This is a genomic window from Cryobacterium sp. MP_M3, from assembly GCF_015752155.1.
Classification (GTDB): Bacteria; Actinomycetota; Actinomycetes; order Actinomycetales; family Microbacteriaceae; genus Cryobacterium.
Genome location: NZ_JADOVI010000005.1, coordinates 17650 through 29813, shown reverse-complemented (window position 1 = coordinate 29813; position 12164 = coordinate 17650). Strand labels below are relative to the sequence as shown.

At 70.2% G+C, this 12164-nt stretch carries 10 protein-coding genes; 6 read left to right on the top strand and 4 right to left on the bottom strand.

All coding sequences use genetic code 11. The features are described from left to right. Nucleotides 1-28: 28 nt before the first annotated feature. The gene (locus IWX89_RS07560) at nucleotides 29-451 is read left to right on the top strand and encodes a VOC family protein (RefSeq protein WP_196902958.1); all 423 of its coding nucleotides are present in this window, start codon (nucleotides 29-31) and stop codon (nucleotides 449-451) included. On the opposite strand, the gene IWX89_RS07555 is transcribed toward IWX89_RS07560, so the two are convergent. Next, the gene (locus tag IWX89_RS07555; RefSeq protein ID WP_196902957.1) at nucleotides 448-1356 is read right to left on the bottom strand and encodes a hypothetical protein; all 909 of its coding nucleotides are present in this window, start codon (nucleotides 1354-1356) and stop codon (nucleotides 448-450) included. The genes IWX89_RS07560 and IWX89_RS07555 overlap by 4 nt on opposite strands. A gap of 122 nt (nucleotides 1357-1478) precedes the next feature. On the opposite strand from IWX89_RS07555, the gene IWX89_RS07550 reads away from it, so the two are divergent. From IWX89_RS07550 to IWX89_RS07535, 4 genes are all read left to right on the top strand, one after another. Beyond that, nucleotides 1479-1673, top strand: a complete 195-nt coding sequence (locus tag IWX89_RS07550) for a hypothetical protein (RefSeq protein WP_196902956.1) — start codon at nucleotides 1479-1481, stop codon at nucleotides 1671-1673. Continuing rightward, nucleotides 1670-4864, top strand: a complete 3195-nt coding sequence (locus IWX89_RS18860) for a helix-turn-helix transcriptional regulator (RefSeq protein ID WP_196902955.1) — start codon at nucleotides 1670-1672, stop codon at nucleotides 4862-4864. Before IWX89_RS07550 ends, IWX89_RS18860 begins: the two co-directional genes overlap by 4 nt. Before the next feature lie 180 nt (nucleotides 4865-5044). Continuing rightward, on the top strand, nucleotides 5045-5203 hold the full coding sequence (locus IWX89_RS07540; protein ID WP_196902954.1) for a hypothetical protein: 159 nt from the start codon (nucleotides 5045-5047) through the stop codon (nucleotides 5201-5203). Between the two features lie 128 nt (nucleotides 5204-5331). Then, nucleotides 5332-7044, top strand: coding sequence for an AMP-binding protein (locus IWX89_RS07535; protein WP_196902953.1), 1713 nt, complete (start codon nucleotides 5332-5334; stop codon nucleotides 7042-7044). Nucleotides 7045-7117: 73 nt separating this feature from the next. Here IWX89_RS07535 and IWX89_RS07530 read toward each other — a convergent pair whose 3' ends face one another. From IWX89_RS07530 to IWX89_RS07520, 3 genes are read right to left on the bottom strand one after another with little or no spacing between them, the layout of a single operon-like run. After that, nucleotides 7118-8560 (bottom strand): phosphotransferase, encoded by a 1443-nt coding sequence (locus IWX89_RS07530; RefSeq protein ID WP_196902952.1) that lies wholly within the window; start codon nucleotides 8558-8560, stop codon nucleotides 7118-7120. A 51-nt stretch (nucleotides 8561-8611) separates the two neighbouring features. Next, a complete protein-coding gene (locus IWX89_RS07525; RefSeq protein ID WP_196902951.1) occupies nucleotides 8612-9805 on the bottom strand; it encodes an MFS transporter in 1194 nt (397 codons plus the stop codon). Between the two features lie 41 nt (nucleotides 9806-9846). Beyond that, nucleotides 9847-10518: a GntR family transcriptional regulator gene (locus tag IWX89_RS07520; protein ID WP_196902950.1), complete on the bottom strand. Its 672-nt coding sequence runs from the start codon at nucleotides 10516-10518 to the stop codon at nucleotides 9847-9849. Between the two features lie 241 nt (nucleotides 10519-10759). On the opposite strand from IWX89_RS07520, the gene IWX89_RS07515 reads away from it, so the two are divergent. After that, nucleotides 10760-12148: an FAD-binding oxidoreductase gene (locus IWX89_RS07515; RefSeq protein WP_196902949.1), complete on the top strand. Its 1389-nt coding sequence runs from the start codon at nucleotides 10760-10762 to the stop codon at nucleotides 12146-12148. Nucleotides 12149-12164 lie beyond the last annotated feature (16 nt).

The following is a 12164-nucleotide window of genomic DNA, read 5'->3' as shown; positions in this document are numbered from 1 at the left end:
GGAATCCATCGATCGAGGAGAGCAGCTCATGACCACACGTCTCAACCCGTACCTGAGTTTTCGCGACACGGCCAAGGAAGCCATGGAGTTCTACCAGTCGGTCTTCGGCGGCGCCCTGACCCGCAGCACGTTCGCCGAGTTCCAGGTCAGCCAGGACCCGGCTGAGCAGGACAAGACCATGCACGCCATGCTGGAAACGGACGGCGGCCTGGTGCTGATGGGCGCGGACACGCCCAACAGCATGGAGTACACGCCGGGCACCAATTACGCGGTCTCCCTGAGCGGCGACTCCGCGGACGAGACCGAGCTGCGCCGGTTCTGGGACGGGCTCTCGGCCGGCGGCACCGTGACCATGCCGCTCAACAAGGCCCCGTGGGGTGACAGCTTCGGGATGTGCCTGGACAAGTTCGGTGTGAGCTGGATGGTCAACATCGCCGGAAGCCCGGCCTAGCCTGCGGGCTCTCCCGACCGGCCATGCGCCCCGGCCCGGTCGGGGGATCCCACGGTGCGGAGCAGCCAGGTGAGCAGCACCAGCATGAGCACGGTGAGCACTCCGATCGGCGCCAGCACCGTCCAGGCCGCCGTCTCGCCGCGCACCGACTGCACGACCGGGGTGACCATGATCGGCACCCCCGTGAGGATCAGGAACACGAGGAACGCCGGCGCCACCGGGTAGGCCTGCGCCCGGCGCCGGAGCAAAAGGATGCCGGTGCCGACGACCGCGGGCAGGAAGAAGGCCAGGTCGAGGATGTGCACCGGGTTCGTCGGAATGCCCAGGTCCAGCACGCTCCGCGGTGTGGTGCCCGACAGCAGGGCCGGAACGTCTTCCGACAGCCAGAGCAGGCCGAACAGGGCGCCGACGACGATGAGGGACCACGCCGTGGCGAGGATCGCCGGCCGGCTCTCGAACCGGGCGGCGACGGCCCCGGCATCCGTGCTCGCGACCCCGCCGATCAGTGAGAAGAGGCTGAGGCCCAGCACGGCCACCCAGAGCGGGAACAACGGGCCGAACGGGATCGAGAAGGTGTAGATGACGTAGTTGTAGACCGTGAACGCCAGCACGCCCAGCCAGACCAGGCGGGCGCGGAGCGACCCCCGCAGCGCGAGGAGCGCGCAGACCAGCAGGGCCGGGGCCGCCAGGGCGAGGTTGGCGACGTCCTGGGCCAGGGCCTGGGGCAGGAAGGCCGGAGTCAGGTTCGCGTAGAACCCGCCGACGCCCAGCCCGACCACGCTGCCGGCGACGGCGAGCACGCCCGCGGCGATCGAGAGCCGGAGCCACGGGGCACCGTGGGCTGCGGCTCCGGGACCTGAGGCGCGGCGCGGTTTCCCTGGCCGAACCGTGCGTTCCTGGCTCATCGCCGTTCCCTCCGTTGTCCGCCAGCATAGGCCCGCGGAAATAGGGCATCCGTCCGATGCCCGGCCATCGCCTTAGAGCGCACTGTGAAGAACAGGAAACAAGGAAAGAGGACATAGTGCAGATGAGTGAATACGCCTTCTACCGGCTCTACCGCGCCGACGAGGAACGGCTCCACCGAGACCTGGAGCGTCGGCGGGTGGCGCTCGAACGCCTGGACGAGGAGCGTGCGCGAGGGACGGCCAGGGCGACCCTGGCGCAGCGGATCATCGACCGGCTGCGGATCGCCTGGCATCCGCAGGTCCACTCCTCTCGGTGACCCGACTCACGGTGACCCGGCCGGTCCGGCCGGCCGCACCGGCCGCAGGCGCCATCGGTGCCGGCGTCGCCGGGCAGTGGCACGATGGACGCATGCACACCGAGCAGAGCACGGCGCTCGTCGGCCGCGAGGCCGACCTCGAGGCGCTTCGCGGTGCCTTCGCCGACGTTCAGGCCGGCCGCACGCGCACGGTGGCGTTCGGCGGCGAGGCCGGAATCGGGAAGACCCGGCTCGTCCAGGAATTCCTGGACGAGCTTCGTCCCGAACCCGAACCCGAACCTGTGGCCGGGCCGGGCCGGCCGGACCGTCCGCTGGTGCTGCGCGGGCAATCGATCGACCTCGACAGCGACGCCCCGCCGTACACTCCCGTCGTCGCCGCGCTGCGGGAACTGGCCGCCGGGATCGGCGAACAGGCGTTCCTGGAGGCTGCGGGCCAGGCAGGGGAGACGCTGTTCCTGCTCCTGCTCCTGCCCGAACTCGGTCTCCCGCGTTACGCCGTTGCCCCGCCCGAAGCCGGCGCGTCCAGCCGGCTCAGCGCCAACAGCGTCAGCGCCAACAGTGTCTATGACGCCGTCGCCGGCACCCTCGAGGCCGCGGCCAGGGTGCATCCGCTCGTGTTCGTCATCGAAGACCTGCACTGGGCCGACCAGGGCACCCTCGGGCTGCTGAGATACCTCATCCGGGTGATCGAGCGGGACCGCATCCTCTTCGTGCTGACATTCCGCAGCGACGAGCTGGGCCGGGGAAGACCGCTCCGGGCCTGGCTGCCCGAACTCGACCGCAACCGGCGCGCCGAACGGCGCGAACTGGCCAGGCTGACCCGCGCCCAGGTGCGCCAGATGGCCATGGGCATCCTCGGTGCGTCGCCCGACGAGCGGGAGATCGGCCTCGTGCACGAGCGCACGGACGGTGTCCCGTTCTTCGTCGAGGAGCTGATCGGCTGTGAGATCTTCTCCGGCGCGGAGAGCGTGCCGGAGACCCTTCGGGGCATCCTGCTCGCCCGGTACGAACTGCTCAACGAGAACACCAAGCGCATCATGCGGCTGCTCGCGGCCGGCGGGGTGCGGGTCGAACACGAGCTGCTCGCGCTCGTCTGCGACGACAGCGCGGAGGACATCGACGCGGCCGCCGGGGAAGCCGTCAACGCCGGTGTGCTCGTCGCGCTCGGCACCGCGTACGCCTTCCGTCACGCGCTCGTGCGCGAGGCCGTCCACGACCAGCTCCTGCCCGGAGAGTGGGTGCGGTTCCACACCCGCTACGCCGAGGCCCTCGAATCCGGTCGCAGCGAGGCGAGCCCCGACGCCACCGCCGTCTCCTATCACTGGATGGCCGCGCACAACCTGCGGAAGGCGTTCGCTTCCTCCGTCACCGCGATGGTGCAGGCTCACCGCTCCTACGCCTTCGCCTCGGCAGCACGGATGGGGGAGCGGGCGATCGAACTCTGGGACCAGATCCCGGATGCCGAGGAACTGGCCGGGCGCAGCCGGGTCGACCTGCTCGCCGAAACCTCCTACATCCTGCGCAACGCCGGCGAGAGCGAGCGCGCCATCGCCCTGATCGACGAAGCCATCGCCGGTTCGAGCTCCGCTGACCCCGAGCGTTATGCCCGGATGCTCCGGAACAAGGCCTCGTATCTCGCGAACATCGGTCAGATCGGCTCCGTCGCCCTCCTCCGGGAGGCCCTGGACGTGCTCGCCGATCAGCCGCCCAGCGTGCTTCGCGCCAATGTCCTCGGCGAATTGGCGGCCAGGCTGATGCTCGAAGCCCGGTTCGACGAGGCCGTCGGAACCGCCAACGATGCCTACGCGCAGGCGGCCGAGGTCGGCTCCGGGCCGCGGATGTCTGTTGCGGCGAACATTCGCGGATTCTCCCGGTTGTGCGCGGGAGCCATCGAGGCAGGCCTGGCCGACCTGGAGCTGGCCGGGGAGCTGGCCGGGGACAACGACTCGGCCCGGCTGCGGTTCTGGGTGAACCAGTCCGACGCCCTGCATCTGCTCGGCCGGTTCGACGACGCGGTGCGCGTCGCCGAGGAGGGAGTGGAGCGGGCGAGGCAGCGCGGGGTCGAGCGAACGTCGGGCGCCATGCTGCTGTCGAACCTGATTGGGCCGCTTGCCGCGCTCGGCCAGACCCAGCGCGCCGACGAACTCCTCGACCGCGCCCTCGAGCTCGACCCGCCGATCGGCTATCGCGCGCATCTCCAGCGGCTCAAACTGCACTCCAACCTCCGCGCCGGCGACGCGCCAGGCGCCGAGCGGATGCTCCGCGGCTGGCGTGGCGCGCTCAACCTGCAGGTGCGCATCGACGCCCAATCCCGGCTCGGGCTCGCCGCGGTCGCGGCGGAGATCGCGTTGGCGCAGGGCGACCTCCAGGAGGCATGGCGCGAGGTGAGCGTGCTTTTCGAACCGGAGCACCGGTCGTTCCCGGCATACGATCTGCCGTTGCTGGCCATCGGTGCCCGGGTGATCGCGGCCGCACGCGCCGGCGGCTCGCCGATCGAACGCGAGTCCGGGCAGGACGCCGGCGTGGGCGCCGAGCCTGGTGCCGGGCCGGCCCGGACCGGCGGCGGTCCGGGCCGAATCCTCGACCGTCTCGAAGAGAAGCTGCGCGCCGCGCTGGCCGCGGCGTCGCCCTGGCCGACGGCGCCGGCCCTTCTGGCCGTCTTCGACGCGGAACTGAGCGGCCCCGGCCGAACGGGAACGGATCCGGAGGCGTGGAAGGCGGCGGTTGCGGCATCCGCCGTCCCGGAGGCGGACGCCCAGCTGGCGCCGTACGCGGCCTTCCGCCTGGCCGAGGCGTTCGCCACCGGCGGTGACCGGTCGAGCGCGCGCGGGTGGGCCGAGACGGCCCGCGGCGACGCCGAACGGATCGGCCTCGGACTCGTGGCGGACCAGGCCGCCCGGCTCCTGCGGCGCATCGGCCCGGCCAGGCCTGGGGCGAGCGACCTCTCGGCAGAGGCCCAGACCGCGGCCCTGCTGACGGAGCGAGAGCGCCAGGTGCTGGACCTGCTCGCCCAGGGTCTGAGCAACCGCCAGATCGCTGAGCGCCTGTTCATCAGCGTGAAGACTGCGAGCGTGCACGTGTCGAACATCCTCCGGAAGACCGGCGCCGTCACCCGCACCGAAGCCGCGTACCTCTCGCACCGCCGCCACCTGGCGATAGCCGCCCTGCCGCCCCGTCCTTCGCCGAGCTGAGAGGTGTGCAGCCTTTCGGGCCGCAAAAGCCGGCTTTTCTCTCAGCCCGGCGAGGGTCGGCCGCCGCCTTAGGCTGCCGGCGCCGTGATCCGCCGAGTTACGACATCCGCCCGATGTGACCGGCCCGCCTTAGCGAGGAGGCTCAGACCAATCGATTCGTTCCTGATCTGGAGGCAGGCCATGCTCATTCTCATCATTCTCGGTGCACTTGCCCTCGTCGGCATCGGCGGCACCATGCAGCACGTTCTGCGGGACGGTTACGGGCGGATGCCCGACCGGCCCGGCGCGATACGCGCGTCCGACCTCAGGGCGGGATCCCGGAGCAGCGACTTCGCCTGAGGTCGACGGTCAGTGCCACCGGAGAGGGACCGGGCCGGAGTCCTAGAGTGAGTGGAGCGTCGCCCACACGGCGCGGACGGCGTGGAGACGTCGATTCATGCAGTTCCGGGCATTCACTGTTGAGGAAAATGGAATCCGTGACCAACCCTACGAGCACCAGCAGCTTCCGAGACGCGCGGGACCAGCTCCTGCGCCTGCGCGAAGGGCATGAGCGTGCATCGGCCGAATTCGCCTGGCCCGAGGTCGGGCCCTCCTTCAACTGGGCGACCGATTGGTTCGACGTCATCGCGGAGGGTAACGACAAGACCGCCCTCTGGATCGTGGAGGAGGACGGCCGCGAACTGAAGGTCACCTTCGCAGAGATGTCCACCCGCTCCGACCAGGTCGCGCTCTGGCTGATCCAGCAGGGCGTGAAGCCGGGCGACCACGTCATGCTCATGCTCGGCAACCAGGTCGAGCTCTGGGAACTGATGCTCGGCATCATGAAGGCCGGAGCCGTCATCCTGCCGACCTCCACCGTTCTGGCCGCCGGTGACCTGGCCGACCGGGTGCGGCGCGGGGGAGTCGATCATGTGATCGCGAACGCGAGTGATGCGGCCAAGTTCGCCCACGTCGTTGGCGACCACTCGCGCATCTGCGTGGGTGAGGCCGTGGCCGGGTGGGCGCACTACGCCGACGCCGACCTTGTCACACCGGCGAAGACCACGGTCACCGTGGCATCCGACGATGCGTCGCTGATCTACTTCACCTCGGGCACCACCAGCAAGCCGAAGATGGTCGTGCACACCCAGACGTCCTACCCGGTGGGGCACCTCACCACGATGTTCTGGATCGGCGTGCGTCCCGACGACGTGCACCTGGCGATCAGCTCGCCCGGCTGGGGAAAGCACGCGTGGAGCAGCTTCTTCGCCCCGTGGATCGCCGAGGCGACCGTGTTCGTCTACAACTACGCCCGGTTCGACCCGCGCGCCCTCGCCGACCAGTTGCACCGCGCCCGCGTCACGACCTTCTGTGCACCGCCGACGGTGTGGCGGATGCTGATCCAGTCCGAGCTGGGCGTCAAGCCTGAAGGGCTGCGAGAGATCCTCTCGGCCGGTGAGCCGTTGAACCCCGAGGTGATCAGCCAGATCCAGCGGGCCTGGGGGCTGACGATCCGAGACGGGTACGGCCAGACCGAGACCACCGCGATCGTCGGAAACGGGCCGGGGTCCCGCCTCAAGGCAGGCTCGATGGGGCTCCCGCTGCCCGGGGTCAGGATCAGCCTGGTCGACCCGATCACGGGCGAATTGGCCGACGAGGGGGAGATCTGCCTCGACCTCTCCGAGACCGCCGTGAACCTGATGGCCGGCTACCACGGCGACCCCGAGCGCACGGCCGAGGCCGTGCGCGACGGCTACTTCCACACCGGCGACGTCGCCAGCCGCGACAGCGACGGGTACATCACCTTCATCGGGCGCACCGACGACATCTTCAAGTCCTCCGACTACAAGGTGTCGCCGTTCGAGGTTGAGAGCGTGCTTCTCGAGCATCCGGCCGTCGCGGAGGCCGCGGTCGTACCGGCGCCGGACGACACCCGCCTCAACATCGCGAAGGCGTACATCGCGCTTGCCGCCGGCTGGGAGTCCAACGGCGAAACCGCCCTCGAGGTGCTGCGCCATGCCCGCAACGGGCTACCTCCTTATATGCGCGTGCGCCGGGTCGAGTTCTTCGAACTGCCCAAGACCAGCTCGGGCAAGATTCGCCGGGTGGAACTCCGGATGCGCGAGGATGACGCGGCCGCGACCCGCACGCGACTGGCCGACGAGTGGCGGGACGACCAGTTCCCCGAGTTGAAGCGCTGACCGGCCCCACCCACCGCATCCGCCTCCGCCTCACTCGCGTAAGTGCTGGGGCGGGCGGGGAAGGCGGGCAGGGTCAGGGGTGGCCCGGGGCAGGGACGAGGTCGACGAGGCGCTTGATCGCCGCGAGGGGGATCGGCAGCCAGCTCGGCCGGTTTCGGGTCTCGTAGACGGCCTCGTAGAGGGCCTTGTCGAGTTCGAACGCGCTCAGCAGGGCACCCTGGGCGCTGAGGTCGAGGCCGGACCGTTCGGCATAGCCGGCGAGGAACGCCTCCCTGCAGGCATCGGCCCAGGCCAGTACCGCCTGCGCCTGACGTTCCGGATGCGCCAGTTCGATGGTGCCTGCCGCGTAGGAGAAGGACCGGAGCATGCCGGCGACGTCCCGGAGCGGGACATCCGGCCGGTTGCGCTCCTCCAGCGGGCGGAGCGGCTCGCCTTCGAAATCGACCAGCACCCAGCCTCGTCCGCCGGGCACATTGAGCACCTGGCCCAGGTGATAGTCGCCGTGGATGCGCTGCAGTCGCGGCCACGGCGCCGTCCGTGCCCGGCTGAAGATGGTCTCGATCGCGGCGCGATACCCGGCAAGCGCGGGAATCTCGGCCACGGCGATGCGGTACCGGTCCCGGATGCCCGCCAGCTCGGCCTCGATCACGTCGGGGGTGGCCTCGCGGGTCGGCATCACCGTGGCCAGGTCGGCATGCACGGCAGCCGTCGCCACGCCGAGGTCGTGGGCCTCCCGGGTGAAGTCCTCCTCGGCCGAGGCTGAAGCCAGCGCGGCACGCCAGGCGTCCTCGACGCCGGGCAGGAACTCCTGGGCGAAGGCTAGGTGGCCCCTGGCCCGTCCGTCCTTTCGGTCGGGGTCGTCCCACTCGCCTTCGACGTAGCCGATCGGTTCGGGCACGAACCGGGAGCCGGCCCTGGCCAGGGCCGCCTGCACGGAGATGTCCGGGTTCTGGCCATGGTGAAGGGCGCGGAAGACCTTGCAGATGACGGGGCGGGCCGGCGTGCCGTCCGCGCCCCGGGTGTCGAAGATGATCGAGGTGTTCGACTGCTCCCCGGTCAGCACGCGGCTGGCCGCCACTGTATAGAGAGGAGCGTCCATCGCCTCGAGCAGCAGTTCTCCCCGCGCGCTGCCGCCCGCGTCCTCCGAACCGAGTGAGGAACCCTTGCCCAGGATGATCCGCAGGATCGCGGTCGCGTACGCGGGGTCATACGGTGCGTCATAGAGGAATCGGGCTTTCCCGTCGGGTCCGTCCACCCTGGCGACCAGGGCGCGCTCCCCGTTCGGCAGCGGATCGGTGCGTTCCGTGAGCGGCAGCTGGTAGAGCGAATCCTCCCCGAGTGTCGCATCGATGACGAGGTGCGTACTGATGTTCACGCCCGGCTCGGCCGCGGGCAGGGACCACCGGGCGATGCTGCGGAGAACCGGGACGTGCCCCTTGCTCGCGAACCAGCGCTGTGTTGCGACCCATCGGTTGAGGTAATCCGGGAGAGGGGTGCCGCGACCGTACTCAGTCATGTCGCCAGCGTACGCCAGCGGCGGCATTCGTCGGGTCGTGCGATCGGTCGATCAGACTCGCCGGATGCCGTACGCCACCGCCGCGAGGCAGCCGGCGCAGACTGCGGCGAGCACGCTCATCAGCACGGCGTAACTGGCCACCGAGTTCAGCCAGGCGAACAGCACCGGCAACAGGAAGCCGACGTAGGTGAGGCTGTAGTAGACCCCGGTGATGCCGGCGAGGTCGGCCGGGGTCGAGATCCGCTGGATCTCGACCAGACCGGCCACCACGCAGATGCCGTAGGACGCGCCGAGGGTGATCGCCGTGATCAGCGCGAGCACGGGCGAGAGCACGATGGCGGTGGCGATCGAGAGCAGCAGGCCGAGCAGCATGACGCTCATCCCCACCACGAGGGCGCGCCCCCTGGTGACCTGGTTGATCCGGGCGACGAGGGGCTGCACGAGCGCCCCGGTGCCGAGAGTCACGACGGTGAGCAGGGTCGCGAACGCCAGATTGAGCGATCCCAGCTGGTCCTCGACGAGCTTGGGCATGATCGCGTAGGCGATCGCCGCGGCGCCGAAGACCCAGGGGGCCGAGGGTGCGATGACTCGCAGGAACCGGCGGTGGCCGGCCAGCGGCACCGCGAGGTCCTGCCAGAACGGCCGGTGCGACCGGAACCGCGGCACCGTCTCCGGGGCGCGGAGTAGCCGGGGCAGCACGAGCAGGCTGAGCAGGATGTGGACCAGGTAAGGGGAGAGGGTGGGCATCGGGCCCCACTGGGCGAGGGCACCGGCGACTCCGGCGCCGAGGCCGAACCCGACCGTCAGGGTGAGGGCGGGACGCCGGGCGCCGGCCGTGCGGTCGGCCTGGCGGTCGAACGGCGCGCTGGAGAGCTCCTTGAGCCAGGCGGTCCCGACCGACATCGCCACGCCCACGCTCAGGCCGGCCAGGAACCGGCCGACGGAAAGCATGATCTCACTGGAGAAGCCGGCACCGAGCAGGATGCTGGCTGCGATGCCTATGGCGACGCCGGCGACGGACAGGGGCTTGCGTCCGTACCGGTCGGAGAGGGCGCCGGCCACCAGCAGTCCGGGGATGAGCCCGACGACGTAGAAGCCGAGGAAGAGATCGGCCATCAAGGCCGAATAGTGGCCGAGCGACTCGTACATGTGCAGCAGCGGGGTGAAGTGATTGCCACCCCAGGCCATCACGAAGAGGGCGGGTGCGGCGAGTTGCCAGGCGGGGACGGTACGGCGGAAGTTCATGAATCTTTCTGGATCGAAAGTCGGGCGCGCAGGCACCGGGATCAGGACTCGAGCGGCGCCGGGAAGCCGTGCCGCACATGACGGCGGAGGGCGGCCTCGTAACCGGGGGCGTCGCCGGCGCTGAGGTAGCCGGCGAGGGCCCGGTGCTCGGTGATGAAGCGCTCGAGACTGCCCGGGTCGCGGGTCGCCACGCGGTGCAGGAGCCGCTTGAGCCGCGGCCCGAGCTGGGTGTAGAAGTCGTCCATGACACGGTTGTGGGACTCGTCGACGACCCGGGCGTGGAAGCGGTGGTCGGCGCGGGCGAAGGCGAGCAGGTCACCGGCCCGGGCGGCCTCTTCCTGTTCCCGGATCAGGGCGGCCAGGTCGTCGTCCACGGCGCGGTCGGCGCCCGGGCGGGCGCTGTGCAGCGACACCGCGGTCGTCTCGAACATGATGCGCACCTGGAGCAGCTCGGCGGTTTCGGCGTCATCGAGGGCCGTGACGACCGCGCCCTTCTTGGGGAAGAGAGTGAGGAGTCCGTGTGCCTCGAGGGCGAGGAAGGCTTCCCGCACGGGGGTGCGGCTGATGCCGAGGGTCTCGGCGACGTCGCCTTCCGTGAGCAGCGAACTTGCGCCGACCGCGCCGGTGATGATCGCCTCGGCCACATGGGCGTAGACCCGCTCCACCGCGGACGGACCGGCGGTGCCGTTTCGGGGGGATCGGGGCGCACTCATGTCTCAAGCCTAACCATAAATGCATCAATAAATACAATCCCGGAGGAGATTGGGTGCCGACCTGATGCCGGCATCGAGCCGAACCCCGACAAAAACTCTCTTATAGACTTGCCCTCGCAGCCATCCGAGACATGCCCTCCGCAGAGTCCGAGCCCTTCGCCCGCGCGTTCCCGCTCGCCTCACCAGATGTGATCGCCTGCCGCCACCTCCGGCCGCACACACTCCTACCGCAGAGGCATCCGTGACCACGACAGCACCCAAGCCCACCCTCCTCGAAGCACTGGCCGAGGTTCTGCCAGCCGGCCAGCTGATCACCGGTGAGAAGACCGGGGCCTACCTCCGGGACCAGTCCGACAGCACCGCGGCCGGTGTCCCGTTCGCGGTCGCCCTGCCGGTGAACACCGAGCAGGTCGCCGCCGTCGTCGCCTTTGCCGCCGCCCACCGCATCCCGATCGTGCCGCAGGGTGCGCGCACCGGCCTGGCTGGGGGCGCAAACGCGATCGAGGGTTCCATCGTGCTGAGCACTACCCGCCTGAACAAGATCGTTTCCGTGGACGCCGAAGACCAGACCGCCACCGTGCAGGCCGGCGTGCGCACCTACGCCCTGGCCAGGGCCGCCGCCGCGGTCGGACTGTTCTACCCGCCGGATCCCGGCTCGTGGAAGGGCTCGACCGTCGGCGGCAACGTCGCCACCAACGCCGGCGGGATGCTCTGCGTCAAGTACGGCGTCACGGGGAACTTCGTGCGCCAGCTCACCGTCGTGCTCGCCGACGGCTCCGTCGTGCGCACGGGCCAGCGCACCATCAAGGGCGTCGCCGGCTACGACCTGACCGCGCTCCTCGTCGGCTCGGAGGGCACGCTCGGCATCATCACCGAGATCACGGTCGGGCTGCTGCCTGCCCCGGCCCCCGCGTCCGGGGTCTCGGCGACGTTCGCCGGAACGGAGGCCGCCCTCGCGGCGGCCGCGCTGATCGTCGCGTCCAACCGGCGCCCCAGCATCCTCGAGTACCTCGACGGCCCGTCGATCACCGCGATCAACGCCTTCGACCCGGAGTCGAAGCTTCCGGCCGATGCTGCCGCACTGCTGCTCGTGCAGTCGGACCAGGCCGGCCAGGCCCACGACGACGTCGAGGAGTACGCCGCCATCCTCCGCGGCGAGGGTGCCATCGAGGTGCTCGTCGCCCACGATCCCGCGCAGCTGGACCAGCTGATGACGGCGCGCCGGCTGCTGCAGCCGGCACTGCAGGCCGCGCGCGGGTCCAGCCTCAACGAGGACATCACCGTGCCGCGGTCCCAGCTGCAGGCCCTGCTGACCGGGCTCGCCGAGATCTCCCGCGAACTGTCGATCCCCATCGGCACCGGCGGGCACCTCGGCGACGGAAACCTCCACCCGATGATCGGCTTCGACGCGGCGAACCCGGCCGAGGTCGAGGCAGCGCACGAGGCCTTCGCCCGGGTGATCCGGCTCGCGATCTCCCTCGGCGGCTCCGCGTCGGGCGAGCATGGCATCGGAATGCTCAAGCAGGCCCACCTCGACGACGAACTCGGACCCATCCTCCGCGACCTTCAGCGCCGGGTGAAGGCCGCCTTCGACCCCGACTCGCTGCTCAACCCCGGAAAAAAACTGTGAAAATTCTTCCGGCTGA